This window comes from Epibacterium sp. Ofav1-8 (assembly GCF_022348185.1).
Lineage (GTDB): Bacteria > Pseudomonadota > Alphaproteobacteria > Rhodobacterales > Rhodobacteraceae > Epibacterium.
Genome location: NZ_JAKRFD010000019.1, coordinates 1 through 25,380, shown reverse-complemented (window position 1 = coordinate 25,380; position 25,380 = coordinate 1). Strand labels below are relative to the sequence as shown.

The 25,380-nt window shown below is 59.5% G+C and carries 22 protein-coding genes; 11 read left to right on the top strand and 11 right to left on the bottom strand.

Annotation, left to right across the window (positions count from 1 at the left end; translation table 11 throughout):
• Nucleotides 1–11 precede the first annotated feature (11 nt).
• From MHM97_RS21700 to MHM97_RS21690, 3 genes are all read left to right on the top strand, one after another.
• Nucleotides 12–515 carry a hypothetical protein gene (locus MHM97_RS21700; RefSeq protein ID WP_239325555.1) on the top strand — a complete coding sequence of 168 codons (504 nt, stop codon included), beginning with the start codon at nucleotides 12–14 and terminating at the stop codon, nucleotides 513–515.
• Nucleotides 516–590: 75 nt separating this feature from the next.
• The gene (locus MHM97_RS21695; protein ID WP_239325553.1) at nucleotides 591–2,903 is read left to right on the top strand and encodes a M10 family metallopeptidase; all 2,313 of its coding nucleotides are present in this window, start codon (nucleotides 591–593) and stop codon (nucleotides 2,901–2,903) included.
• 220 nt (nucleotides 2,904–3,123) lie between these two features.
• Nucleotides 3,124–5,283 carry a calcium-binding protein gene (locus MHM97_RS21690; RefSeq protein ID WP_239325551.1) on the top strand — a complete coding sequence of 720 codons (2,160 nt, stop codon included), beginning with the start codon at nucleotides 3,124–3,126 and terminating at the stop codon, nucleotides 5,281–5,283.
• A gap of 91 nt (nucleotides 5,284–5,374) precedes the next feature.
• Here MHM97_RS21690 and MHM97_RS21685 read toward each other — a convergent pair whose 3' ends face one another.
• Genes MHM97_RS21685 through MHM97_RS21675 form a run of 3 tightly spaced genes read right to left on the bottom strand, consistent with a single transcriptional unit; the run spans nucleotide 5,375 to nucleotide 8,479 of the window.
• Nucleotides 5,375–6,469 carry an AGE family epimerase/isomerase gene (locus MHM97_RS21685; RefSeq protein ID WP_239325549.1) on the bottom strand — a complete coding sequence of 365 codons (1,095 nt, stop codon included), beginning with the start codon at nucleotides 6,467–6,469 and terminating at the stop codon, nucleotides 5,375–5,377.
• On the bottom strand, nucleotides 6,466–7,275 hold the full coding sequence (locus MHM97_RS21680) for an alpha-2,3-sialyltransferase (protein ID WP_239325547.1): 810 nt from the start codon (nucleotides 7,273–7,275) through the stop codon (nucleotides 6,466–6,468). The genes MHM97_RS21685 and MHM97_RS21680 overlap by 4 nt, the downstream gene beginning before the upstream one ends.
• Before the next feature lie 4 nt (nucleotides 7,276–7,279).
• Entirely contained in the window at nucleotides 7,280–8,479 is a 1,200-nt protein-coding gene (locus MHM97_RS21675) for an acylneuraminate cytidylyltransferase (RefSeq protein WP_239325545.1), read from the bottom strand.
• A 154-nt stretch (nucleotides 8,480–8,633) separates the two neighbouring features.
• Here MHM97_RS21675 and MHM97_RS21670 point away from each other — a divergent pair, with 154 nt between their 5' ends.
• From MHM97_RS21670 to MHM97_RS21655, 4 genes are all read left to right on the top strand, one after another.
• Nucleotides 8,634–8,840 carry a hypothetical protein gene (locus MHM97_RS21670; RefSeq protein WP_239325543.1) on the top strand — a complete coding sequence of 69 codons (207 nt, stop codon included), beginning with the start codon at nucleotides 8,634–8,636 and terminating at the stop codon, nucleotides 8,838–8,840.
• A gap of 71 nt (nucleotides 8,841–8,911) precedes the next feature.
• The gene (locus tag MHM97_RS21665) at nucleotides 8,912–10,018 is read left to right on the top strand and encodes a DUF6716 putative glycosyltransferase (RefSeq protein WP_239325540.1); all 1,107 of its coding nucleotides are present in this window, start codon (nucleotides 8,912–8,914) and stop codon (nucleotides 10,016–10,018) included.
• Nucleotides 10,019–10,055: 37 nt separating this feature from the next.
• Complete coding sequence (locus MHM97_RS21660) at nucleotides 10,056–11,198, top strand: hypothetical protein (protein ID WP_239325538.1); 1,143 nt, start codon at nucleotides 10,056–10,058, stop codon at nucleotides 11,196–11,198.
• A gap of 34 nt (nucleotides 11,199–11,232) precedes the next feature.
• Nucleotides 11,233–13,299 carry a glycosyltransferase gene (locus MHM97_RS21655; RefSeq protein WP_239325536.1) on the top strand — a complete coding sequence of 689 codons (2,067 nt, stop codon included), beginning with the start codon at nucleotides 11,233–11,235 and terminating at the stop codon, nucleotides 13,297–13,299.
• Between the two features lie 58 nt (nucleotides 13,300–13,357).
• On the opposite strand, the gene MHM97_RS21650 is transcribed toward MHM97_RS21655, so the two are convergent.
• From MHM97_RS21650 to MHM97_RS21630, 5 genes are all read right to left on the bottom strand, one after another.
• Nucleotides 13,358–13,939: a sulfotransferase family 2 domain-containing protein gene (locus tag MHM97_RS21650; RefSeq protein ID WP_239325534.1), complete on the bottom strand. Its 582-nt coding sequence runs from the start codon at nucleotides 13,937–13,939 to the stop codon at nucleotides 13,358–13,360.
• Between the two features lie 21 nt (nucleotides 13,940–13,960).
• Nucleotides 13,961–14,932, bottom strand: a complete 972-nt coding sequence (locus MHM97_RS21645; protein ID WP_239325532.1) for a hypothetical protein — start codon at nucleotides 14,930–14,932, stop codon at nucleotides 13,961–13,963.
• Nucleotides 14,929–15,741 carry a glycosyltransferase family 2 protein gene (locus tag MHM97_RS21640; RefSeq protein WP_239325530.1) on the bottom strand — a complete coding sequence of 271 codons (813 nt, stop codon included), beginning with the start codon at nucleotides 15,739–15,741 and terminating at the stop codon, nucleotides 14,929–14,931. Before MHM97_RS21640 ends, MHM97_RS21645 begins: the two co-directional genes overlap by 4 nt.
• Nucleotides 15,738–16,424 carry a class I SAM-dependent methyltransferase gene (locus tag MHM97_RS21635; protein ID WP_239325528.1) on the bottom strand — a complete coding sequence of 229 codons (687 nt, stop codon included), beginning with the start codon at nucleotides 16,422–16,424 and terminating at the stop codon, nucleotides 15,738–15,740. Before MHM97_RS21635 ends, MHM97_RS21640 begins: the two co-directional genes overlap by 4 nt.
• Nucleotides 16,425–16,515: 91 nt before the next feature.
• Entirely contained in the window at nucleotides 16,516–17,265 is a 750-nt protein-coding gene (locus MHM97_RS21630; protein ID WP_239325526.1) for a glycosyltransferase family 2 protein, read from the bottom strand.
• Nucleotides 17,266–17,409: 144 nt separating this feature from the next.
• Here MHM97_RS21630 and MHM97_RS21625 point away from each other — a divergent pair, with 144 nt between their 5' ends.
• The gene (locus MHM97_RS21625; RefSeq protein WP_239325524.1) at nucleotides 17,410–18,339 is read left to right on the top strand and encodes an N-acetylneuraminate synthase family protein; all 930 of its coding nucleotides are present in this window, start codon (nucleotides 17,410–17,412) and stop codon (nucleotides 18,337–18,339) included.
• Nucleotides 18,340–18,435: 96 nt separating this feature from the next.
• Here MHM97_RS21625 and MHM97_RS21620 read toward each other — a convergent pair whose 3' ends face one another.
• Complete coding sequence (locus MHM97_RS21620) at nucleotides 18,436–19,251, bottom strand: ABC transporter permease (RefSeq protein WP_239325522.1); 816 nt, start codon at nucleotides 19,249–19,251, stop codon at nucleotides 18,436–18,438.
• Between the two features lie 72 nt (nucleotides 19,252–19,323).
• Here MHM97_RS21620 and MHM97_RS22840 point away from each other — a divergent pair, with 72 nt between their 5' ends.
• The 3 genes from MHM97_RS22840 to MHM97_RS21605 all read left to right on the top strand — a co-directional run bounded on the left by MHM97_RS22840 (nucleotide 19,324) and on the right by MHM97_RS21605 (nucleotide 24,203).
• Nucleotides 19,324–20,769, top strand: coding sequence for a sugar transporter (locus MHM97_RS22840; protein WP_305037486.1), 1,446 nt, complete (start codon nucleotides 19,324–19,326; stop codon nucleotides 20,767–20,769).
• A gap of 11 nt (nucleotides 20,770–20,780) precedes the next feature.
• The gene (locus MHM97_RS21610) at nucleotides 20,781–21,443 is read left to right on the top strand and encodes an ABC transporter ATP-binding protein (protein WP_239325520.1); all 663 of its coding nucleotides are present in this window, start codon (nucleotides 20,781–20,783) and stop codon (nucleotides 21,441–21,443) included.
• 207 nt (nucleotides 21,444–21,650) lie between these two features.
• Nucleotides 21,651–24,203 carry a calcium-binding protein gene (locus MHM97_RS21605; RefSeq protein ID WP_239325518.1) on the top strand — a complete coding sequence of 851 codons (2,553 nt, stop codon included), beginning with the start codon at nucleotides 21,651–21,653 and terminating at the stop codon, nucleotides 24,201–24,203.
• 4 nt (nucleotides 24,204–24,207) lie between these two features.
• On the opposite strand, the gene MHM97_RS21600 is transcribed toward MHM97_RS21605, so the two are convergent.
• Together MHM97_RS21600 and MHM97_RS21595 are read right to left on the bottom strand one after the other, a co-directional pair.
• A complete protein-coding gene (locus MHM97_RS21600) occupies nucleotides 24,208–24,822 on the bottom strand; it encodes a sugar transferase (protein ID WP_239325517.1) in 615 nt (204 codons plus the stop codon).
• On the bottom strand, nucleotides 24,819–25,380 hold a 562-nt coding region (locus tag MHM97_RS21595), incomplete at its 5' end, for an NAD-dependent epimerase/dehydratase family protein (protein ID WP_239325516.1). The genes MHM97_RS21595 and MHM97_RS21600, both read right to left, overlap by 4 nt.

Genomic DNA, 25,380 nt, shown 5'->3' with positions numbered 1-25,380 from the left:
GAGACAGGAACATGTATGGACGTTTGCGCGCCGGCGTGCAGTCGGGGCTTCTGGTGCTCTGTGGCGGGCTTTGGGCCGGCAGTCCGCAGCCGGGACAGGCCATGGGAGCTGATCCCGTTCCCGCGACACCGGCGCTGCTGGTGCAATGCCCCGCCGAAGCGCCAGAGCCGGACGCGCTCTGCGCTGCCCTGACAGCGGCGCTGGACACCGCCCTGGACGGGGCTTTCGACATCCGCAGCCGCCAGATTTCCGCCGCTGATCGGAACGCTCCGCTGCTGCTGCCGGAACAGGCCGAGGCCGCCGGCACCGTCCGTCTGGTTCTGGCCGGGATCGGTGAGGATCGGCTGAGCGGCCACCTGGAGTGGCAGTCCGGTACCACCCCGCCGCAACAGGGGCCGGAGGTGGCGCTGGATGTGATGGATGCCAGCCTCTCTGCCAGCATGTACCCAAGTTTTACCCGCGGATTGCTCACGGCAACCCCGGATCTGCCCGCAACCTGGGCGCGAACACCCTAGACGTGCCGTTCCTGTTGACAGCCCGTCATTCTTCAGCTTCCTGACCGTCAAGGTTTTCCAATCAAGAGCTTCAATATGTGTTTCCTGTGTAATGCCACCCAGACCTTTGACCCGCTGCGCCACGGCGAAGACGGGAACGGCGATTTTGCCGCCATCACCGAGGTTGCCGATGCGCCCGCCTCCATCGCGACCGGCTATTCCATGTCGGTGGGGGATACCTTCAGCGGCACGATCAGCAACAGCGGTGACGAGGATTGGGTGGCCATCACCCTGACCGCCGGAGAGACCTACCAGTTTGATCTCACCGGCGCCCCCAGTGGTGACGGGACGCTGTCGGACCCTCTCCTGCGGCTCTACAATGGCAGCGGCACCCAGATCGCAGCCAATGATGACGGCGGGGTCGGCTATGAATCCCTGCTGAGCTACACGGCCACCACCAGCGGCACTTACTACCTGGTTGCGGATGCCTATGGGATCAACACCGGCACCTATACCCTGGGCGTGAGCACCCGGGAGCCGGCAGAGCCCGCCACCCTGGACGAGATGGCCGACTTCCTGACCGACGGCTACTGGCAGGGCACGTTTCGCTCCGGGCGCAGCTTCGACACTTCCGCAGACAACCAGATCTCGGTCAATATCACCGGCCTGACCGCCGCCGGGCAGCAACTGGCCCGCTGGGCTTTTGAGGCCTGGGAGCGGGTCGCCAATCTGGAATTTGTGGAAACCGCATCGTCCGTTGCTGACATCTCCTTTGATGACAATGCCAGCGGCGCCTTTGCCCAGTCCGTGACCAGCGGCGGCACCATCCTGTCGTCGGAGGTGAATGTCTCGACCAGCTGGTTGACCAACTCCGGTACCTCGATCAACAGCTATTCCTTCCAGACCTATGTGCATGAGATCGGCCATGCGCTGGGGCTCGGCCACCAGGGCGCCTATAATGGCAATGCCGTCTACGGCACCGATGAAACCTTCAGCAATGACAGCTGGCAGCTGTCGGTGATGTCCTATTTCGACCAGGAGGACAATTATACCACCAGCGCCTCTCTCGGCTTTGTGGTCACCACCATGATGGCTGATATCGTGGCGATCCAGAACCTCTACGGGGCGCCGGATGAGAACAGCGAGACCGCGGGCGATACCACCTGGGGGGCCAACACCACGCTCACCGACAGCTATCTCTATGATATCTTCGGGGTGCTCGAAGGGCGCAGCTCTCCGGACCGCGACTCTGACAACAGCATGGCGCTCACCATCTATGACGTCAGCGGCACCGACACGCTTGATCTCAGCAACAACACCACCGCCGACCGCATCGACCTGAACGATGAAAGCTTCTCCGATGTGGCCGGCCTGATCGGCAATGTGGGGATCGCCCGCGGCACCGTGGTCGAGAACCTGATCGCGGGCAGCGGCAATGACACCATCACCGGCAATGAGGCCAGCAATCAGGTTCAGGCCGGCGCCGGGAATGATGAAATCGCAGCGGGTGCCGGCCATGATTCCATCTGGGGCGAAGCAGGCAACGATAGCATCGATGGCGGGGCCGGAGCAGACAGCCTGGTTGGCCAGAGCGGCGACGACACCTTGTTCGGCAGCAGTTCCACCGACTTGCTGCGTGGCGACGAAGGCAATGACAGCCTGACCGGCGGGACCGGTGACGACACCATCTATGGCGGCAGCGGCAACGACACCATTTTCAGCAATACGGCGCTCGACACCGTTTATGGCGGCGAGGGGCACGACTATATCTCTTCTGGTGACGGCGTCGATTATGTCGACGGTGAAGGTGGCAATGACACCATTTATGGTCGCTCCGGCTGGGACAGCCTGTTTGGCGGTGCCGGGGATGACAGCCTCATCGGCAGCGAGGGCGATGACCTGTTGAATGGCGGGGACGGAAACGACTGGTTTTCCGCAGGTTCGGCATGGAACACGGTCTTTGGCAATGATGGCAATGATACGCTGTACGGCAACTTCGGCTCTGACGTGCTCTCTGGCGGTGCGGGGCAGGATATCCTCTATGGAGGCACCGGCGACGACAGCCTGCGCGGGATTGATGGCAACGACACACTCTATGGGAACCAGGGTGTTGACCGGCTGGAAGGCGGCAGCGGTAATGACCTGCTACGTGGCGGCACGCTGCGTGACACCTTTGTCTTTGATACCGGTCATGACAGTGACGAGATCAACGACTTCGAAACGCATCGTGACCGGTTGGAGCTATCGTCAGCGCTGGTTGATGGGCTGAACGACGGGCAGGATGTGCTCGACACGTTTGCCAGCATCCAGAACGGTGTGGTGGTTTTTGACTTCGGGGGCGGCGATCAGATCACCCTGTCTAATCTCACCACGCTGGACGGATTGGACGACAATATTTTCATCGTCTGACCCGATGATGTGAGACACCCATTGCGTGTCAACGTTTCAACGCACAGGTGCCGCGTTGCGGTGCCTGTGACACATCGGCGTTGGGTCCATCTCATACCCGCAACCGACACATTCAAAAATTATTGACTGACCCTCGCGCCACCCATTAGCGTCCATGTCGTACAGACGTTAAGGGTCCGGAGCGGGCCCTTTTATGACGATTCATGAAGGGCCTATTGCGATGACCACCTATTCCTTGAGCGGAATCACTGTCCTCTTTTCTGATGAGGAGGATGCCGTTGCAAACGGTGTCGAAACCGGTGCTGAGCTGCATTATTATCTCCCCGACGGAGCCCCCAACACCCTGCGCTACACAACCGGCACAGGCATCGATGGGGAAACCGACATCGCCAATATCAACGATCCCAGCGAGGCATTGGTATCCCTCAACGGCGGTGACTACCCGGATCTGAGCGAGGAATTCATTCTCGAGGCCACCTGGAATGACAACGGCACCACCCGGACCACCATCGTTCTCGGGGTGGACGAGCTGTATGACACCGGCAGTGGCGAGGATTACGCCAACCGTATGAGCATCTTTGTGCTGTCTGGCGATGCCTTGCCGTCCATCTCCACCGCGGCCGAATGGCTGGCGTTCGAAGACAGCATCACCAGCATCGGTTACCCGAGCGGCACCTATGCCCCGAACCAGGACATCCTGCTGTCGAACTTTTTCCCAAGCTCCAGCGAGGATGATGAGGTGCATGGCACCTCTGGGGACGACCTGATCGAAACCGGTGCGGGCAATGACAACATCTACGGCAACGGTGGTGACGACACCATCAACGGCGGCGATGACGAGGACTGGATGGTCATCAACCGCCACAATGCCACGCTTGATGGCGGAGAAGGAGGCGAGGACTTCGATGACGCCGTGATCTATGATTATGGCGATACCGATGTGTTGGTCGAGTTCGACGCCGGCAACGAGGAAGGGTCTGTTACAATTCAGGGCCGTACCGATCTCGATGATGCGGGCACCACGGAATACACGGTGACCGGCAGCAATATCGAGCGTGTTGTTCTGGACACGGATGGCGAAGCGCTCATCGAGGGCAATGACAACGACAATCGCATTCGCCTCAACGAAGTCCAGGGCGTCTTTACCTTCAACGGCGGCGGCGGCACAGATCAGGTCGACCTGCATCGCACCTGGGTCGAGGATGATGGCGGCAATCGCATCCGCGGCATCAGTCTTGAGTTCTTTTTGGAAAACACCCGTCTTGAGGGCAGCGCAGACAGTCTCACCATCTATGATGCTGATGATGATAGTCTGGTTGGGGTACTCAATGACGTGGAAGTGCTGCGGTTTAGTGATCGCACGCTCACTGTGGCAGAAGTTCTGGCCATGGATCAGGCTGGCGAAGGTGAGGTCATCACAGGTAATGACAGCCGCGAAGACCTGACGGGCACCAGTGACAACGACACCATCACCGGCGGGGGGGGATACGACACCCTTGATGGTGGCGCCGGAAACGACGAGATCGACGGTGGTACCGGTGGCGACAACATCAATGGCGGCTTCGGAGATGATACAATCCACGGCGGCACGTCCACCGACCTCATCTACGGTGATGAAGGCAACGACAGCGTCACAGCCGGCACCGGCGATGACACCGTCTACGGCGGTGACGGCAATGACACCATTTTCAGCAATACCTCTCTCGACACCGTCTATGGCGGCGCCGGGGATGACTACATCTCCTCGGGCGATGGCGTAGACTATGTCGAAGGGGGCGAGGGCAACGACACTGTCTACGGTCGCTCTGGCTGGGATACCCTGTTTGGCGGCGATGGGGATGACAGCATGTACGGCAGCGAGGGCGACGACGAGCTCTCCGGCGGCACCGGCAACGACTGGATTTCTGCCGGATCAGCCTGGGATACGGTCTATGGCAATTCCGGTGACGATACGCTGTACGGTAACTTCGGCTCCGACGAGCTCTCCGGAGGGCTCGGCGAGGACGAAATCTATGGCGGCACCGGCGATGACACGATGCTGGGCGGTGCCGATGACGACACGATCTATGGCATGCAGGGCGTTGACCGCCTAGAGGGCGGCACCGGCAACGACCTCCTGCGTGGCGGCACTCTTGTCGATACCTTCGTCTTCGACACTGGCCATGACGCCGATGAAATCAACGATTTCGAAACCTTCAACGACCGCCTCGAGCTGTCTTCGGCACTCGTCGATGGGCTCACCGAGGCACAGGATGTCATCGACACTTTCGCCAGCATCGAAAACGGCGTTGTTGTCTTCGACTTCGGCGATGGTGATGCCATCACCATCTCGAACCTGAGCAGCCTCGCCGGCCTGGCGGACAACATCGATATCGTCTGACCCTCCTCACGGGCTGACCATCGGACACGGGCGGTGCTGGACACCGCCCGTTTTGTATTTTCACGACTATGCAAATTGCCTCAAGCCGAGGTCAGGTCGAGGCGCCGCCCGAGAGGTAGAAGCGGAAGGCCACAAGGATGTGATAGAAGGTCGAGGCAGGCATGTTCTCCGACAGGAGCTCCCCTGCGGCAGAACGCTTGTCATACCAGCCCCCCGCCACCGGCGTGTCGAGGTATTGATCCCACATCAGGGCCAGGACCGCCTCTGGGCTCGGAGCCCCGACTGGGGTCTCGCCCCGTCGCGCCATGGCAACAGCCGCTTTCAGCAACTCGGTCTGCGGCCACATCCGGCGGGTCTCAGACGCCGGGTCGGCGCGGTCCGGCAACAGGCCGGTGGCATCGCGCCGCGCCAGTACCGCGCCATAAAGCGTTGCTATCTCCACATCGGCGCGGCGCCCTGTAACCTGCTCGTAGCGGTCAATCAGATAGACCCATTCCGCCATATGGCCCGGTTCCACCGCCTGTTCATCAGCCCCCAGCGGGCTCCAGTCCTCGGCAAAATACTCCAGCACCCGGCCATCTTCGGTGAGGAAGGCATCGCGGAACAGGCCCAGGCATTCCTCCGCCATGTCACGAAAGCGGCCTTCGCCGGTGGCAGCAAACAGCGCGGTTGCGGTTTCGAACATATGCATATGCGGATTCTGGCGGCGCGGCAGGTCACGGGCGGCGTTCTCATACCAGCCGCGCGGCGCTTTCAGCTTGGCCAATTCCGCTTCGAGCCGGTCGAGATCGGCGGCAACATCCGCGCCCATGGCAATCAGCGCCGAAGCCGCCAGCAGCATGAAGGCAAGATCATAGAGATCATGCGGCGCGGTCAGGATCGACGTATCGGGCGCCAGGCGCGCCGCGAGATTGCCGCTGTCCGCATCAAAACCGTGATCCATGGCAAAGCGGAACAGCCTGAGCGCCAGGGCCTGATGCGCGGGGTCTTCGGACATGGCAAAGCAATAGGCCTGACGCACCTGCACCCGCAAACGGCGCTGCATGTCGGCGCAGGGAGCGCCGTCGTGATCGAGCGCCTCCCAGACGGTACCGGTGGCAACATCCACCCCGGCGCCAGTCCACAACGGCAGCGCCTGATCCTGTAGCCATGTCGGCAGCAGGGTTTTGAAGTCCATGGTCGTCATTGCGGTAAGATCCTCTTTTTAATGCCCTGCAGCGCAGTTTTTCCCCGGCGTAGAGCCTTAAGCGCCCCAATTGGATAAAGACCGGCCCGGCTTGCCCAATCCGTAGGCGGGGCGGTGCGAGGCAGATCCAGCCCGCGCCCGCCCCGATCAGGAGCCGGGGTCGTTACATCCCGCAGCACCGGGCTGTCACCGAGACGCAAAAGTCGAACATCCCCCCGCGCTTGCAGCAGTCGCAGGATGGCATGATCCAATTCCAGATCATGCAGGTGATGATCAAGTCCACGATGCGCGAGGTCCTGCCCCATCAATGCCCGATAATGCGGACCTGGTGAAAACGGGTAACGGTTTCGGGTCCCGTAAAAGTCCATCCCCGCCAGAAGGATCGTCTCTGCCCCCAGCCCATGCGCCATCAGCACCGCGTAAATGCCTGTCGTGGGATGGCGTCCATGCCGGGAGATCAGCTGCCGCACCCCCGTCTCGAGTGATGTGTCTCGGTAGCGCATGGGATAGAAACTCTGCCCAAAGCGCCGCCGCCCAGCCCGGATCACCCGCGGATTGTGACTGCTCCAGCCCCCCAGATCGTAGTCATTGCGGCAGCGATACAGGGTTTCGAACATGAAGGGCGCTACGCGAGGGTCCCCGCCCATAAAGGCGAGGTCCACCCGGCGTCCGAGATGAAAGCGCTGTTCAAAGAAGAAATTGTTGGTTCGAATGATAAAATCATCCGCCAGGATCGCGCCCTGTGGTATCTGCGCCAGAGAGGCCCCATTGCCGGCCACGACAACCGGGTGGTCGCGCAACTGCATGTCCTCAGCCCGTCGCAGTTGCCATCAGAATATCCGACATTGATCTGAGCGCTCCCTTGCCACCGGGCAGAGGCAGGATCCAGTCGGCCAGCCCCAGGATCGAGGGATGCGAATCCGATGGGCAGGCCGACAGGCCCGCACGTTCCATCGCCCCACGGTCATTGACGTCATTGCCCACATAGAGGAGATCGCCCCAGTCGAGGTCACGGGCAGCGAGCCAGTTCTCGAGCGCGGCCACCTTGTCGTCGACACTGTGATGCACTTCGAGTTGCAGCTTCTCGGCACGTTTCAGCACCACCGGATTGCGCTCTTTCGACAGGATCATCATCTGGTAACGCCCACTGTCGCGCAACGCGGCAATGCCCATGCCGTCCCCGCGCGACGTGCGTACACTTTCGACGCCATTCTGATCGGTGATCACCAGATTGTCGGTATGAACCCCGTCAAAATCCATCACGATAGCCTTGACCGCCGCCAGCCGTGCCCGCGCGATCTCGCTGCGCCCGCCGGCCTGGGCGATCTGCGAGCAGAGGGCAAAATCCTGCAAGCTGTCGATCTCGATCGGCGGATGATCGACAGGATAGAGCGCAACCGAACCGCAGAAGCGCTGACCTGTCTCCAGGAACGGCGCAAGCTGCACACAGTAAATCGCGCCGCTCTCGCAATATTGCGGCGGCAGATCCTGACGTCGTTTGCGCTGTTCGCGTTCGTTGTGGTTGAGACCGACCCCGCGCCCCTCGGCATCGAGCCCCCAGAGGAAGGAGTGATCCTCGGTGACCGATAGCGCACAGTCAGTTTCTCGTGCCGCCATCTCGGCAAGGCAGCCGTCAATATCACTGCCGGTGATGAAGGGCGAAGTACACTGCAGGAACACCAGCTTGTCGAGCGCGGGCAGATCGTCGCGCACCAGCGGCACAGCATGCAGCCAACCGGCCTCAGAGCTGGCGGTGTCACCCGACAACGCCGCCGGGCGGTCGATGATGCGCGCGCCATGCAGGGTCGCCTCGGCGGCAATCTCGGCATCATCGGTCGAGACATAGACCGCCGCAACCCCTGAGGCTGCGCGCCCGGCGCGGACCGCACGCCCGATCAGCGACACGCCCCCCACGGGACGCAGGTTCTTGCCCGGAACCCCCTTTGAGCCACCGCGCGCCAGTATGATACAGGCCGTATCGGCCAGAGTGTCGGGAACGCGTTCAGACATGCGGGATTCCGTCGTTATCAAAGTCAAATATCCTCGCCCCAAGGCAGCAGCGAACCTGCTCGCACAGGGGCAAGGTCTACGGTCTCATCGTTTACAAATCCCACCTCCTTGTGTAAATCCCACAGAGAATTCCCGATAGGCTGACAGATCTCAGATGATTGCAAAACTCAAACAGACTGCATTGGGAAAACTGCTCTATCGCCTGTCTCGCAGCACCGCCGGTCGGCCCTTGGCAGGCCTTGCGGCCTTGCTCCAGCATGAGGCGATTCAGCTCGCCCACCTGAAGCCCGCGCATCGCCGTCACAATCAAACGCAGTGCGATATTTTGGCACAGTTCGAAGCCGAGTCGGGAAACATGTGATGACGCAAGTGCCCTCCTCGCCCTGCTGCACCTGCGACGTCCCTGCCCCCTTGCCCTTTCATGACCGCCCTGTGCTGCTCTTGTTCAGCGATGACTCGACGCTGTTCTTCGCTCTGCGCATACGTGAGTGCCTCCGGGAGGCTGACCCGACGCTCAAAATAGAAATGGGCTGGGTTGTGGCCGAGAACGCACTGTCCTATCGGCAAATGAGTCAACTTTTACCGGAAGGGCCAGATCTCGCTCTGCACGGCAAAACCGCCTTTGAAGATCTGTTCCTCGCCCGCACTCACAAAGCCATCTTGACCAGCCGGGTCTACCGGGCACTCGGTACTCAATTGCGCCGTGTCGTGATGCATGTGGCCGAAGAGCGCCCCTGTGTGATCGCATTTCTAGGCGGGTTGGATTTCTTTCCTCAGAACGGCTATTTCCGGCGCCGCAACTGCGACGGGGTCTTTCTCTTTCCGCAGTCTGAGCTCAAAAGGTTTGAGCAACAGGCCAGCGGCTGGCCTGATCGCATGTGGCAGGAGGTCGGTTTCGGCCATCCGTCTTTTGTGATGCCAGAGCAACTCTCTGCGGAAGACCTGGCCGGACGCCGGGATATCTACTTTTTCACTCAAGCCTTGTCGCCGTCCACTCGCCGCGGTCGCATGCATATGCTTAAAGCAATGGCAGCCATCGCCCGCGCCAATCCCGACCGCACCGTCTGGATCAAGCTGCGGCACCTGCCGGATGAAAACCAGCAACATCTTCACCTTGAAAAATACGACTACCCTGGACTGTTGGCGGAGTTGCCGGATGCGCCCGCAAATCTGAAGCTGACTGCCTGCACCATGGATGAGGCACTGGTCACTGCAGCGCTCGGCATAACCTGCACCTCAACCGCCGCTATCGATGTGGTGCGGGCCGGTGTACCATGCATGGTGCATCTCGAGTTTGTCGACAACTACGTCGACCCGCTGGTGGAACCGATGCGGAAGCTGTTTCAAACCAGCGGCCTGATTACCTCGCTCGAAGACATGCTGCACCTGCGTGCAAAGGCGCCCGATCCGAAATGGATCGCGGATATGTTCTGCCCAAGAGATTTGGGCAAACGGGTGCTTGACATTGCACACCGGTTCGAGGAACGACCGTTTAGGGTCGCAGCGCCCGGGTTTTCCCTCCCTCCTCGAACGACCTAGATTACGCAAAGCTTAACCAACTTGGAAACCCGCCATCATGAATGAGACCTTCAGCATTCGCCGCGCCACTGGAGAGAATGTCACCCGTGCAGCCGTGGTGTTCAGTTCGGTTAATGCAAACGGGTTCAGTTTCTTCAAACTATTTGAGCAGTTCTCGGAAAACTTACACCGAATCTACATACGAGACCCCTTCGACCAGTGGTACGATCAGGGTGTCTCCGAGGAGATCACGTCCTGGGATGCGCTGCTCCGAGCGATCACCACAGCACTGGAGGAGTTGAACGTCAAACAAGTGATGACCTTCGGTTCCAGCATGGGCGGCTATGCTAGTCTGCGCGTGGCCAGTCACATCAATCCGCATATTTGCATCGCTATCTCCCCCCAGACCCTTTTGGACAACCGCCTGCCGCACACGCCCAAAACCCCGGTCGCCGAGGCCAACCGGGACCTCGCCTTGTATCTGAACGGCTGGCGGCCCAACAACGCCGCCATTTTCTTTGGCGCAGCGGATTTCGTCGACATTTACAATGTATTCCGCATCAACTGGCAGGGGGCGGATCTGTTCCCGATCAAAGGGCAGGACCATCTGGTGGCGCAGCACTTGCTCAGCAAAAGAGTCCTATTGGCGATCGTGAACGATTTCGTACTCAAGGGCACATACACCCCGAACCTGCGCATCCAAGGCCGTGGCATTCGCCTCGACCGGGCCTGTTTTGACGAAGTACAGCGCCTGCTGATTACACGTATAGTTGAAGGGTTCTACCGCGGCGGCGATTGGAATGTACTCAAATACACCCGCGCCTTGAAAGCACTGCACAAATGGGCCGACGGCCTGCACCTGGAAGCCAAGCAACTGGCTCGCGCGAGACAGTTCGACGAAGCCATGCTTGCCGCCGAAAGCGCTTTCAAATTGGCTCCGAGTTCGGTCACTATTTCCGACAGTTGGGCCGCCATCTGTCGGCAAGCCGGTGATACTGAGGCCGCCATCTTAGGTTACCGCCGCAGCCTGGGATTGCGCAGCAAGCATTACCAGGCCCTGTGCTGCCTCGGGGAACTGCTATTCGATATCGGCGAAACGCAAGAAGCCACCGAAATGCTGCGTCAAGCCGCCGAAGTGCGCCCGAGGCGCGAAAAAGCCCAATCGATTGCGGCACGTCTCGGCTTGAAACTCGACAAATAATCCCCCAGTTCCCCGCTGAATAGAGATTACTACAATGAAAACATTTAAGAAATTCACTCGCGACACCTTTCTTACGTTACTCGCCGATGACCCATTTTCTGCGGAACTGCAGAAACTGCGCAACGAAATCACCCACCAGAAGCACAAGAGCAATCTAGCCCGCAAGCAGCGCGACGAAGCCCGCAAGCAGCGCGACGAAGCCCGCAAACAGCGCAATGAGGCCCGCAGCCAACGGCGCGAAGCCGCCGCCGCGGTCAAGAAGATGATAACGCGTCTCGATTCTGAAGGCGGTAAGAAGGTCAACTATCTGAAGGACATACAAGCCTCCTATGAGGCCTATAAGGCCGCCTTGGTGGACAACCCCACGCTGGAACATGCCCCCCTAGCGGTACGGGAAATGGAACACGGCGTCCAAGCTCCGATATACACCAAAATCTTTCCCCAGCGCCGCACACCGCCACGCTCGGTGGCCTTTGTCACCGTCGCCAACGATTTGTTCCTGCCGGGCCTCGAAGTGATGCTGGCCTCGCTGCTTGATGTCTACCCAGATTTCGCCTCGGATGTGATTGTATTCCACGACGGCACCATCAACGATTTCTGTATGCGCCGAGTGAAGGGGATTTATTCCCGGGTTCATTTCATCGAGCCCGACATGAGCTGGCTCAGCGAAATCCCGCAGGACAGCGGCAACCGCAAGCGCATCGGCATTCTCGGCTACATGAGCGTCATGGCCCTAGATTTACCTGATTACGAACGGGTGGTGGTGCTGGATTCCGATACCGCCATCATCGACGACATCAGCATGTTCTGGACCGGAGAGGATTTACCTCTTGGTGCGCCGGAGCGACCGATAACGGTGGATTCGGAGCGGATCTTCACCTGTCATGACTACGGTGCCCGCCCCTGGGCGGCCTTTTCCAAAGGCACTGGCCAGCCAATTATCAACAGCGGTATCCTGTCTGTCCCGCGCCGCTACATGAACGCAAAGGACATAGCAGAAATCAAGACCCTCGTGCAGCAGAACCATGAGCCCTTCTGTCCGCTGCTGGACCGTTTTGCAGATCAGAAGGCTTGGAACCGCTTCATCTATGCCCGCGAGGCCAAATTCCTGCCACTCAACTTCAACTGCAACATCAAATTCCTCGATCAGAACCGCGGCGGTGATACCAGCTTCCTTCGGATGATCCACTTTGCTGGCTACAAACCTTGGTTCGACAAGGACTTCATGACAGATGACCGCATTCCCGGCGACGGCACTGCCATCCTACCCAACGTCTGGCGCAAGCTGAATCTGCAAACCCTCGGTCGCGTGCGTCAGCGCCAGTATCAGCAGGAAATCAAACGTCCCGGCTATTTCGAGCCCCGCACCGCGACTCCGCGGATGGTCGATGGCAAGGCCACTTGTATGTTCATCGGCAACGGCCCCTCTCTGCAGAAAACCGACATGAGCAAGCTGGAAGGGTTCGAGACGTTCGCTTTCAATTGGTTCGTGCTGCACCCTGATTTCGATCAGATCAAACCCGATCATCTGGTGTTGGGATCGCATATGTTCTTTGGCGGCTGGCAGACCCGTACCCCGACCATACCACCGGAATACGTCGCCGCCTTGCGCGAAAAATCCTGGCGCCCGCAGATCTGGACCAGCTTCTATTTCCGCGAGTACTTTGAGACTTGGGATCTGGCCGGAGAATTCGACATACGCTACGTATTGTTTGAAAAACCACAGAAAGAATTCATCGACGCGACCGGCACCTCGAACTTGGCGATCGACGGGTTCACCCATGATGGGCGCACCGGGGTGCTCAGTCTGGCTCTGCCGATCGCGGTGCGCCAAGGCTATACCCAGATCGGACTGGTTGGCTGCGACAGCAACTACAACCAAAGGGCCAATGCTGAGAGCAATTATTTTTATGACGCTGCCAAACACGTCAGCAAGGAAACCCGCAAGGACAGCCTGACACAGACTTGGGTCAATAACGGTCCCGGCTATTTCGCCTATACCCGCGTTCAGGAAAGCCTAGAACGGCGTGGCGGCACCTTTATCGACTATACGATCAATGGAGCTCTGCCGTTGCCAAAAGGCGATCTAAACCAGCTCTGAACTTCGGGGCGGCCGCAGCAGGCGGCACCGCCCCGCCTCCCCTCAGTCAAGGCATTCATCAGTCTTCGAAACAATAGCCCAAAGAGGACACATCGACCCGATAAAGGGCTTTAACCTTGTCAATCATAGCCGGTGTGTAAACCTCCAGATAGTGACCGGGGCCAGAGCGGTTTTTATGGTCCATAGGGGCCAGAGGCACATTAAGCGCACGGCACAGGAAAGCAGTGTCGCTTTCCATGGTTTCCACCCGTCCGATGAACTGTGGCGCTGATTGGGTGATCCAGCGCATCTGCGGCCGGAAGTGCCCCGAACCGCGCACTACCTTCTCTGACAGGAAATCCACTACGAACTCTTCAAAAGAAAGATCCGGTCGATCCTGACACAGCTGGCGCACGAAATCTCCCTTGATGACCCCCTGCGCAGCCATCTTCTGGGCGTAATTGTAAGAAGAAAACAACCTCGCCCAAGGGTTTCGGACAAAACAGAACCGCAGATAATCTGCATAGAGCTTTGGCGTCTCCGGCTCCACACGGTGGGGATTGGCCGGTCGTCGGCCGAACCCGAGAAACGTGCTGACACTGGTTCCTCCAGTTTTCGGAATATGGATGAAGACAAATTTCTTGTCGTGATCAACAATCATGCAGACGCTCTTTCTACTCCTTTATCGGGTCGGTTCCTGTTCAACGGAGCCCCAGATCAGGTCAGAGCCCCCGCTATACTCAAACTCCTGATCGCTCTCACAGACAAATTCACCAAACAAGGCCCGGTTTGCCTCCTCGTGGACCTCCAATAGCCAGCGGCGTTGCGCCAGTGTCAGCATCTGCGGACGCGCATGAGCCGGGGTCGGGTAATCTTCCTGAAGTCGCAGCCGTAGGGCCTTCAATTCCTCATAGGGTGTCTCTGGCGCCAGGGCGAGAAACTGGGCCATCGCCTCGGCAGAAAAACTGCGGTTTTCATAGATACCGCCGCCAAGATCCAACATATTCGGATCGCAAAAAGATTCTAGAAAGCAACGGACAAAAGCGGCGCGCCCGCGTTCGATCGTCTCAAAAGGACGAATAGTGACACGACGGTAGCCAAAGCGATCGACCATCTCGCCGACCAAATCGTACCAAGACAACGCCTCTGGCTGGATTTGAGCGAAATAGGCCTGAAAGTCGTCTAGCCGCCCGTCGCGGATCATCGTCACATGGTTCAGGTGTGGAGAGGTTGCCAAGGTCTGAATACGGTTGAGGAAACAGGACTCGATGAAACTGTCCTGACGACGCACATAAAAGATAATCTGAATATCGAGCCCCTCCAGCATTTTCTGTAGCGCGTCCAGTGCCCAGGGTGCATCGCGATAAAGCCGCGATGCACCGATCAAGTCTGAAGGTCCGAAGACGGTTTCGCTACTGAATATCACATGGCGGAAAGTGGCGGCATTGACCTGGAAGCGCTCTCGCATTGCGATGCAGCGCCTCGCAAATTCCGCTTGGTCGCCGTCCTGGAAATAATGCCAGAACGGATGCCGCCCAGGCCCCCGCTGATACACAACCTTTTGCCTCCGCAACGCGCCCCGGTTCGTAAACAGAACATTCTGCAATAGGGTGCTGCCTGTCTTGTGCGCGCCCAAATGAACGAAGACTGTCACAGTCTCCTCCTTTTGTCCTTCTGGCAACCAACTCGTGCGTCGCTCAAAATGAAACGCCAGACCTCTACGCCATTTGCAAACCGGCGTCTGTGGCGCAGGCCGTAGGCAAAACGGATTGGACCTGCCCAAATCCCGAACACTCGACCAATAACCGCCTGGCGTGCAGCAAGAAGGGCAGGATCACTCCAATCATCCCCGGTGCTGGTATGCGGGTGCGCCCCAATAACAACAGGCACTGTACAACCTACTCCACCCGCGCGCAGAATATCGGTAACAAAGACGTAATCCTCACCGACCCCATAGTGTGCTCCAAGCCCAAACTCGAGATCAAAGCGGACGTCCAGCGCAAGAGTTTTTTTCTTGTGTACCATGAACTCCGGAGCGCAGATGCGCCCGCTGTTGAAACAGGTAAGTTTCTTCACTGAGGCTGTCTTCGGCAAACGCTCGGCCCGCCAGCCTGCCGCCAGAACGAGATCTGGGTCGCGTGCGAACTGATCCCGTAGGGTCAAAATACCCTCGACTTTCAGCACCACGTCATCGTCGGAAAACAACACCAGATCGCCCTGTGCTTGCTCCAAGCCCGCGTTACGGCTGTTGGATAGGCCACGATCCGGGCGCGCAAGGATCGAAACGTCTCCGCGCCCTGTTTGCAAGGTCTCTTCCGCCCCGGCTGGAGCATCCTGCGGGGCCTGCAACAGGATCAGATAATCGATGTCAGGCTGCGGTTTAGGCAACCGAATTCGCGCCACCCCAGCCCCAAGGGTGGAAATCGCAACAGTCACCGTCAAACGCATAGCAGAAACCGTCATCTGAGCGGCTTGCGGCCAGCATAGTTCACCCGCACATTTTCGCGCCAACCGCCAATTGCATCACAATCGATCAGATTTCCATCCCGGCCCCGTAGATCGCGACGACGTTCGGAAAAATCGAAATCCGCATGCAAACACTCGAGCCCATCGAAAAGTGATTTTAGGCCCTCAGCAGAATAGCGCCAATAGTCGATCGGGCATGGGTGGTAGCGCCAAGAAAACAGAGTGCTATGCATAGTGACCCCCCCCGGCTTCAGCAAACGCTGAATTTCCTGCGCAGCGAGCCAAGGTTTGTCGATATGCTCAAAGACATCAAGGCTGAAGATGAAGTCGTAGCTCTCATCCGGGATATGTGGACAGTTTGTAATATCGCCCACCGCGACCTGCACTCCGGCGTCAGGGGCGTCCTCCAGATCAAGCGCATGATACTCAAATGCCGGGAATTCGGCCTGACGCGGGTTCAATCGACCACCAATCTCCAGCATTTGCCCCCCGGTGACACCGGCCTCTTGCAACGCATCGCAGGCAATGGTTGCGATGCGCTCCCAGCGTGGAGCTTCTTGCTGCCAAGCCTGACGTTCTTCGTCCGCCTGCTTCATACGTTTTACAGCGGCGAGGCTGACCAGCCGCTCTGGACTGCGAAACCCCCTATAGGCAGCCCATAGCCGTCTTTTCAAAATCATGGTCGTCTTGCTCCGGGCCCAGGCGCCTGGGCCTTTCTAAAATTCGCAACCGGTCTTAGCCCGCACAAGACAAGATGCCAAGCAATCCCGACTACCCACGCAGGAAACGGCGTATCAAGTGGCTAGACATGTACCAGACGGCTTGCCAAGCGGGCAGACCAAGATGAGTTCTATACATATGCCAAGTGGCCTGCATCGCCCGTCCCCGCCCCGCGGTCAGCGAGTGCTGATGGACGTGATAGATGGCCAATGGCTCATCAATCCCACGCGCCTCCTCGCAACGCTCCAAAAGCAGCAGCCAAAAAGCGAAATCCTGCCGCATCCTCAGCAGCGGCATCTGCAAGGCACCGAAATACTCCCGGTCATAGATCGCTGTCAGACATCCAATCACATTGCCCCGCAACAAAGCCGCCCGGGTCACCCGCTCCGGCACCCGAACCTGATGGCGCTCCGAGCCGCGCGCCCGCCAGAATCCACTGTAGGCAAACACCGTGCCGGTTTCCTGCATAAACGTGATCTGCCGCTGTAACTTGTTCTCCAGCCAGCGATCATCGGCATCAAGAAAGGCGATATAGCGCCCCCGTGCCGCAGCAAGCCCGGCATTGCGCGCAGCCGCCGCCCCCGTGTTGCCCGGTTGTCGCAACAGACGAATCCTTTCGTCCTGCCGGGTCAGGCGCGCGCAAACTTCCGCCGAGCCATCTTGCGACCCGTCCTCGATGAGCAGCAGTTCCCAGGCCTGGAAACACTGCGCACGCACCGAGGCAACCGCTTGTTCCAAAGTCACTTCCGCATTGTAGACGGGCATGATGACCGAGACGACGGGAGGCATGGAATGTTGCATGTTAGCGCCTGTCATCACGTTTCTTTATGGTTTGCCCGGGATGGCCTGTGCGGTTACAAGGCTGTCGTATAGCTCTCATACAGAGCCCCCCACCGCCCTGCAACGAGGGCCTGAAACATTCTCCAACACATTGGACGACAGAACATGAGTGAAGATAAGACCCCCGTTAAAGTGATTGCCGAGATCGGGTGCAACCACAAAGGCGACCTGGAGATTGCCAAGGAACTGATCCGCGTCGCAGCCCATGTCTGCAAAGCAGATATTGCGAAATTCCAGAAGCGTCACAATCGCGAATTGCTGACCCCTGAGCAGTACAACACGCCACACCCGGTGCCGGCCAACGCATACGGCGATACCTATGGCGCGCACCGCGAATTCCTCGAGATGGATACAGACCAGCACAAGGAACTGATCCAGTGCTGTGAAGAGAACGGTATCGCCTATTCCACCAGCGTCTGGGACCTGACCTCGGCCAAGGAAATGGCCGCCCTGAACCCGCCGCTGCTGAAGATCCCCTCGGCGACCAACCAGCACTATGATCTGCAAGGCTACCTTTGCGAAAACTACGCAGGCGAGATCCATGTCTCCACCGGCATGTCGACCGGCCAGGAAATCGTCGATCTGGTGAATTTCTACGCCGAGCGGGGCCGCGCCAAAGACCTCGTGGTCTATTCCTGCACCTCCGGATATCCGGTCGCCTTTGAGGACATCTGCCTCTTTGAGATCCGCAACCTGATGGAAAAATTCGGCGCCACCGTCAAAGGTATCGGCTTCTCCGGGCACCACTTGGGCATTTCCGCCGATGTGGCGGCACTGGCCGTGGGCCGCGCCATGGAAGCGGACGGCAAGGGCAAATTCACCCATATCGAACGTCACTTCACCCTTGATCGCACCTGGAAAGGCACCGACCACGCTGCCAGCCTCGAACCCGACGGGCTGCGGCGCCTGTGCCGCGACCTGAAGAATGTCGACATGGCGCTGGCTTACAAAGGCCAGGACATCCTGCCGGTCGAACAGGTCCAACGCGACAAGCTGAAATGGGTCAAGGAAGACCACGCTCCTGCCGCCGAATAAGGCCGCAGTTCAAGTCCAAAAAAGCCGTCTCTGTCGAGGCGGCTTTTTTGGGGACAGTGTGAAGATTTCACTGGCCTTCAGTCATCACGGCCAGTCTCACTTGTAAAGGATATCCTTGGCGTAACGGCGTAACAGCAAGACGCCAAAAAACATAGGCACAGCCCCTACGAAACAAACATACGTCAGCGATATGTAGGTTGGATCGTAGCTGGAATAGAACCCTGCTCGCATGAGACCACTAAGGTGGATCAGCGGATTGAACCATAGAACATTCTGCGCAGAAAGGGGCAGATCCTCATAGATGTAAAAAATCCCAGATACCAGCATCAGCGGTCGTGTCGCCACCCCCCAGATCGTTTTATAGACGGGAAAGGAAAAGCTCATGTAAGCGTTGAAGGTGCCGATCCCGGCAGACAACAACAAAACCGCACCGAAAGTTTGCAAAATCGGCACAAAATTCATGATCACCCTGATGTCCTCAATCGTGAAAATGACGAAGAACACGATTCCTGACACCATGAATTGCGTCAGAATCGCAAGGGCACCACGTGCGATAAGCGTATCTACATAGGTCACCCGTGGATAGGCCAGTAGTGCCGTATTTGCCCCGATAGCCCAGCTCACCGCAGCATGAACCTCTTGGAACATCCGCAGTACCAGGAAGCCGGTGGCATAGAACAGCAAGAAGCTCGTTCCGAGCGATGGCGACCGCAGCAACATCGAAAATGCCAGCGTCAGAACGGCAATCATCGCAAGCGGTTGCAGAACCGCCCACAGGTACCCCCCCGGATTGCGCCCGTAGGAGGTGGACATCTCGCGTAGGATCAGAGCAACCACGGATCGCACGCCCCGGTAGCGCAGCTGAGGCCGGGCCGCCGGGCGGATCTCCTCAAGAACGGGCGCCTGTGTCATTTGAACTGGTACTTTCTTTTGTCGTGTGAAATCAGATAGGACGTCTTCAGAGCAACAGTTTGGACCATAGTCTTGGCGGACGATCAAACAAATCCCGTTTCTCCCGACAAGGCCGCGCCCACGGCGCCGGCAAAGGATGGTGCGGCCAAAGCCGCGGGGGATGCGAAAGCCCCCCCCAAGCCAAAGCCCGATCAGAAACCGGCGACAAAACCCGCGACCGCGGATAAGCCGAAGCCGAAGCCAGCCGCCAAAGCCGCAAACGCGGCCAAGCCAAAGCCCGATCAGAAGCCGGCGACAAAACCCGCAAGCGCGGATAAGCCGAAGCCGAAACCGGCCGCCAAAGCCGCAAACCCGGACAAGCCGAAACCACCGGCCGATCCGATCTATGCTCCAGCGCGGGCGGCACAGACAAAGCCTCGACATTGGCTTTTGTTGCTGTCGTTCCTCATCTTCGTTTGCGCCCCATTGCTGCTGACTGCCGGCTATCTCTGGACCCGAGCTGTGGATCAATACACCTCAGAGCTCGGTTTTACAGTCCGGCGTGAGGAAGCCCCCTCCGCTGTCGACATTCTCGGTGGGCTTACAAAACTGTCCAGCAACTCGTCTTCTGACAGCGACATTCTCTATGAATACATCCAGTCTCAGGAGCTGGTGGAAAAGATCGACGCCACGATCAACCTGCGGACGCGCTTCAGCCGCCATGCTGCGATCGATCCGATCTTCTCGCTGTCCACGAACAGTTCCATCGAAGATTTGGTCGAGTACTGGCAAAAGATGGTTTTGATTTCTTACGCCCCAGGCACCGGCCTTATAGAAGTGAAGGTGAAGGCCTTCACACCGGAAGAAGCTCATGAGATCGCGCAGCTCATCTTTGCCGAGAGTTCTCGAATGATCAACGAGCTCTCCGCTATCGCCCGCGAGGATGCGATGCGCTACGCCCGGGAGGAACTGGACACTGCGGTCGAACAGCTAAAGACAGCCCGTCAGGCTCTGACGGCCTTCCGCTCACGCACCCAGATCGTGGATCCCAGCGCCGACATCCAGCTGCAAATGGGCCTGCTGAACACGCTCCAACAGCAACTCGGATCCGAGCTGGTCGATTACGATCTGTTGCTGACCAGCGTGCGGGAGGATGATCCCCGTCTGCAACAATCCCAACAGCGCATCAATGCGATCCGCGAACGCATCCGCCAAGAACGCGAGAAATTCGGCGGCGGCGGCGCGGCATCCAGAGGCGACGGCGAGGACTACGCCACCCTCGTGTCGGAATTTGAACGACTCAGCGTGGACCGGGAATTCGCCGAACAGAAATACACCGGAGCCCTGCAGAACTACGACGCCGCACAGGCAGAAGCGCAGCGTCAGAGCCGCTATCTGGCAGCCTACCTGAACCCAACATTGGCACAGAGCCCGCAATACCCGCGCCGCGCCCTGCTGCTCGGGTTGACGGCGCTGTTCCTTCTGGTTGCTTGGGCAACTCTAGTGCTGATTCTCTACTCGCTCCGGGATCGCCGCTGAGGACGACGGACATGATTGTTCTGGAAGACCTTACCAAGAGCTTTGCCACCCCAAACGGGCGTAAATACGTGGCAAAAAACGTGAACCTGACCATACCAACCGGCAAGGCCATTGCATTGCTGGGACGCAACGGGGCAGGAAAATCCACGATGCTGCAGATGATCTCCGGCAATATGAACCCGGATTCGGGCCGCATTCGCAGCAGCGGAGCTGTCTCTTTTCCTGTTGGGTTCGCCGGTTCTTTTCACCGCGATCTGACTGGCGCGCAGAACGCTCGTTTCGTGGCGCGTATCTATGGCGTGGATACGGACGAGCTGTTGGACTTCGTCGCTGATTTTGCCGCCCTTGGAGGCCATCTGCACATGCCAGTACGCAGCTATTCTTCCGGCATGCGCTCGCGCCTCGCTTTTGGCATTTCAATGGCTCTGGATTTCGATACGTACTTGGTGGATGAGGTCACGTCCGTAGGCGACAGCGCTTTTCGTCGCAAGAGTGCTGCCGTATTCAAGGCGCGAATGAAACAGTCCTCTGCCATCGTGGTCACCCACTCTCTGATTGAAGTGCGCAATCTTTGCAATGCCGGGGCAGTGCTTGAAAACGGCGAAGTGACCTATTTCGAAGATGTCGAAGAGGCCATCGCACTGCACGTACGCAACATGAAACGCAGCAAGTAAAACCTGCCATACCTTTCTTAACACTGCTTTCTCTGCCCCGATATCGACCACGGTCAAGCCACTAAAAGGGTCGAGCATTCAACCACCACAAAATTTGGAAACAATCCGAAGCACTGTCCCCGCTTTGGCCATATATCGGACACAGCCGAACCACCCCAGACCGGCAGGTTAGCCCTCAGGTTCAACGACAGGCCGGGGTGGGCCGACATGACGACATTCACGACAACAGGATACATCCAGACGGCAGCCAAGCTGCATGCAGCCACTGCGCCGCGGCTGGTGCTGGAGGAGGCCTCGGACCAGATCGGGATCGCCCTGCATATGGGAGCAGGCGACACCGTTCATCACTTCCGCCTTTCCGGCGAGGCCCTCCGCTATCATCAGAATGCGACGGAGAGCGCCGACGAAACTTCCTTCTCCCTCGGTACGGAGCGGGTGTCTTTGCGCAGCGATGCGCTGACTGCCCTGGTCGAGGGCAGCGGCGGCCTGTCGCGCAGCCAAGCCTTTTATGATGATGAAACCGGGTTTTCCGGGGACCGTTTCAGCCTCATGGCCACCACCGGCACCGGCCGTGAGATCCTGGTGGCGGCAGGCCTTGACCGGCCGGGGCTTGTGACCCTCGCCTGGAACAACGGCACGCCCACCCCGCTGGCCAGTCGCGGTGATACCAGCAGCACCTATCTCGGCGATGTGCAAATGATGGCGGGCGCCGTCCTGGGCGGCCAGCAATATGTCTTTGCCGCCTCGGGGCTGGAAGCGGGCATCAGCGCCTACCGCCTCGACAGCGCCGGGCGGCTCTCTCATGTGGACAGCCTCGGGGCTCGGGACGGAGTTGGTATCCATGCGCCGACCGCGCTGCTGGCAATCGAAGCCGGCGGCCAGCCGGTCCTGCTTCTGGCCGCGGCGGGCAGCAGCTCGATCTCGGTCATCGGCCTGGGCAGCACAGGTCAACTCAGCCTGCTGGATCATCAGACCGACACGCTCAGCACCCGCTTTGGGGCCGTCACGGTGATGGAGGCCATCACCCATGGCGGCCAGACCTATGTGGTGGCGGGCGGGGGCGACGACGGGCTCACACTCTTTGCCCTTCTTGAGGGCGGTCAGTTGCTGGCGCTCGACAGCCTGGCCGACAGCACCGGTCTCGGGCTCGACAATGTGAACGGGCTGGCGCTGCGGATGATGGGCGACACATTGCATGTCTTTGCCACCTCCGAAACCGAAGCAGGCCTCACGCATGCCACTGTACCCCTCGCCGCCACTGCCGTGCAGGCGGGCGGCAGTGGCAATGACACATTGACCGCCGACGTCAGCGGGGGCGTCCTCCTTGACGGGCACGGCGACGACCGGCTGGTGGGGGCTGCGGGTGCCGATGTCTTTGTTCTGGTAGCCGATGGCGACCACGACGAGATCCATGCCTTTGATCCGGAGGCTGATCGCATCGACCTCAGCGCCTGGAGTGGCCTCACCTCGGTGACCCAGCTGGAGATCACCTCACAAGACGATGGCGCTCAGCTGCGCTATGGCTCCGAGAGCCTGCGCCTTTACACCCAGGATGGCAGCGCGTTGGCGCTGGAAGATTTCCTGCGTCAGGATCTGCTCGGTCTATACCGGCCGCAACCAGAAACGGACGCACCGGTGATCATGACCGGCTCTGGTCAACTGGTCGGCGGCAGCGGCGAGGATCGCCTGACCGGGCGCGATAGCAACGACGATCTCTTTGGCCAGGGCGGCGATGATCACCTGCTGGGCGGGGCCGGACGCGACACGCTCTGGGGCGGGGCCGGCCACGACAGCCTGCAAGGAGGGGACGACAGCGACCTGCTCTATGGCGAAGATGGCAATGACATGATGGAAGGCGGCGGCGGCCATGACCAGCTCTACGGCGGCTTTGGCGACGATCACCTGGTCGGCGGGACCGGGGCCGACAGCCTGATGGGCGAAGAGGGCAATGACACGCTGGAGGGCGAGAGCTCCACCGATCTCCTCTATGGCGGCGCAGGCAATGACAGCCTCTCCGGCGGTACTGGCGATGACACGCTCTATGGCGGAGAGGGGCATGACCGGCTGTTCGGCAACACCGCGCTCGACACCATCTACGGCGAGGGGGGCAACGACTATATCTCCTCCGGCGATGGCGTGGATTACGTCGAGGGCGGCAGCGGCAACGACACCATCCATGGCCGCTCCGGCTGGGACAGCCTGTTTGGTGGCGACGGCGACGATCTTCTTTATGGCAGCGCCGGTGACGATCTGCTGCACGGCGGCATTGGCAATGACTGGATCTCTGCCGGATCGGCCTGGGACAGCCTCTATGGCAACTCCGGAAATGACACGCTGTATGGCAACTTCGGCTCCGATGTGATGTCAGGCGGAGACGATGATGACGTTCTTTATGGCGGCACCGGAGACGACACGCTGCGCGGTGGCAATGACAACGACACACTCTACGGCAACCAAGGGGTCGATCATCTCGAAGGCGGTCGCGGCGACGACCTTCTGCGTGGCGGCACCTTGGCCGACACTTTCATCTTTGCACGGGGCCATGACCGGGACGAGATCGAGGACTTCGCCCTTGGTGAGGATATTCTTCAGTTGGCCACCTCGCTCCTCGACGGGCAGGACACCGGTGCCGCTGTTCTCGCAGCCTATGGCGAGGTTACGTCCGGCGGCGTGCTGCTGGATTTTGGCAGCGGAGACCAGATCCTGATGTCCAACCTCTCCAGTCTCGGCGGGCTGGCATCGGATATCGAGATTTTTTGACTCCTCAGCGCCCGCGCCGGAACAGGTTGCCGATGGTCTGGAACACCAGATCAAAGTCGTAGCACATGTTCCGGTGACGCTGGTAGATCAGGTCCAGCCGCGCCTTGGCCGGCACGCAGGTGCGGGAATAGACCGCATTGGTCTCCTCGCGCGTGGTGCAGCGCTCCAGCAGCATCGCCTCGTGCTTGTGATAGGTGATCGAAGCCAGCCCGGTCACCCCCGGGCGTGACTTCAGCACCTCGGCATAGATCTCCGGATGCGCCTCCACATATTGCCGCAGCGGCGGGCGCGGGCCGACAAAGCTCAGGTCCCCCTTGAGGATGTTCCAGAGCTGCGGAAACTCATCCAGCCGCTTTGAGCGCAGCCAGGCGCCGGTTTTGGTGACCCGCGCCGCCTTGTCGCCGCCAGAGACGCCGCTGTCCTCGTCCACAACGGTCATGGTGCGCAATTTCCAGAGTCTAAATGGGCGATTCACGCCTTTCATTCGCTCTGCCACGTAAAAGACCGGACGGCCTTCCTTCAGCAAGAGCCAGGCCAGAAGGCCGAGCAGGATCGGACCCAGGATCACGATCAGCAGCGTCACAAAAAACAGATCGAACAGGCGTTTGTCCCAGGTCATGGGCGGAGGGATTCCTTCATATGTGGCTCTAACAAGGCCATTTCCGCCACCATCCGCGCCGGATCGGCCCCCGGCAGCGACATCCGTGGCGCCAGAAACCCGCTGAGGCGGGAGAGGTCAAGCGCCACCTCCGGGATTGCGCTCTGCGGCGCGGGCACTGTTGCAAAATCCCGCCCCGCCGCCTGCAACAGCGCTCCCATCTCGATCAGGCCGGGCTGGGCGATGTTCAGCACCCCGGGCAGGTCGGGAGTATTCAGGACGGCGGCGATCACATCGGCCAGTGTCAGCACCCCGATGTAGCTGCGCCTAGGGGTGCGCCCGTCGGTGAACTGGTCCAACCGGAACCCCGGCCGCCAGCCGCCCAGGATCGCATCAAAGCCTGCAGTATTGCCGATGCGCAGCACGGCAACCTCCACCCCCAACTCTGTGGCCAAAGCGCAGGCCCGCGCCTCCATCTCGGCCTTGGCCGCGCCATAGGGATTGGCCGGGGTCAGCGGGGTCTCTTCCGTCAAGGGCCCCTGCCCCGCGCCATAGACCGCCGCCGACGACACAAGCACC

What these genes read in the sequence shown, in the direction of transcription:
- MHM97_RS21700 (WP_239325555.1), top strand. Translation starts at nt 12, where the DNA reads ATGTATGGACGTTTGCGCGCCGGCGTGCAGTCGGGGCTTCTGGTGCTC.
- MHM97_RS21695 (WP_239325553.1), top strand. Translation starts at nt 591, where the DNA reads ATGTGTTTCCTGTGTAATGCCACCCAGACCTTTGACCCGCTGCGCCAC.
- MHM97_RS21690 (WP_239325551.1), top strand. Translation starts at nt 3,124, where the DNA reads ATGACCACCTATTCCTTGAGCGGAATCACTGTCCTCTTTTCTGATGAG.
- MHM97_RS21685 (WP_239325549.1), bottom strand. Translation starts at nt 6,469, where the DNA reads ATGACGACCATGGACTTCAAAACCCTGCTGCCGACATGGCTACAGGAT.
- MHM97_RS21680 (WP_239325547.1), bottom strand. Translation starts at nt 7,275, where the DNA reads ATGCAGTTGCGCGACCACCCGGTTGTCGTGGCCGGCAATGGGGCCTCT.
- MHM97_RS21675 (WP_239325545.1), bottom strand. Translation starts at nt 8,479, where the DNA reads ATGTCTGAACGCGTTCCCGACACTCTGGCCGATACGGCCTGTATCATA.
- MHM97_RS21670 (WP_239325543.1), top strand. Translation starts at nt 8,634, where the DNA reads ATGATTGCAAAACTCAAACAGACTGCATTGGGAAAACTGCTCTATCGC.
- MHM97_RS21660 (WP_239325538.1), top strand. Translation starts at nt 10,056, where the DNA reads ATGAATGAGACCTTCAGCATTCGCCGCGCCACTGGAGAGAATGTCACC.
- MHM97_RS21655 (WP_239325536.1), top strand. Translation starts at nt 11,233, where the DNA reads ATGAAAACATTTAAGAAATTCACTCGCGACACCTTTCTTACGTTACTC.
- MHM97_RS21650 (WP_239325534.1), bottom strand. Translation starts at nt 13,939, where the DNA reads ATGATTGTTGATCACGACAAGAAATTTGTCTTCATCCATATTCCGAAA.
- MHM97_RS21640 (WP_239325530.1), bottom strand. Translation starts at nt 15,741, where the DNA reads ATGACGGTTTCTGCTATGCGTTTGACGGTGACTGTTGCGATTTCCACC.
- MHM97_RS21635 (WP_239325528.1), bottom strand. Translation starts at nt 16,424, where the DNA reads ATGATTTTGAAAAGACGGCTATGGGCTGCCTATAGGGGGTTTCGCAGT.
- MHM97_RS21630 (WP_239325526.1), bottom strand. Translation starts at nt 17,265, where the DNA reads ATGCAACATTCCATGCCTCCCGTCGTCTCGGTCATCATGCCCGTCTAC.
- MHM97_RS21625 (WP_239325524.1), top strand. Translation starts at nt 17,410, where the DNA reads ATGAGTGAAGATAAGACCCCCGTTAAAGTGATTGCCGAGATCGGGTGC.
- MHM97_RS21620 (WP_239325522.1), bottom strand. Translation starts at nt 19,251, where the DNA reads ATGACACAGGCGCCCGTTCTTGAGGAGATCCGCCCGGCGGCCCGGCCT.
- MHM97_RS21610 (WP_239325520.1), top strand. Translation starts at nt 20,781, where the DNA reads ATGATTGTTCTGGAAGACCTTACCAAGAGCTTTGCCACCCCAAACGGG.
- MHM97_RS21605 (WP_239325518.1), top strand. Translation starts at nt 21,651, where the DNA reads ATGACGACATTCACGACAACAGGATACATCCAGACGGCAGCCAAGCTG.
- MHM97_RS21600 (WP_239325517.1), bottom strand. Translation starts at nt 24,822, where the DNA reads ATGACCTGGGACAAACGCCTGTTCGATCTGTTTTTTGTGACGCTGCTG.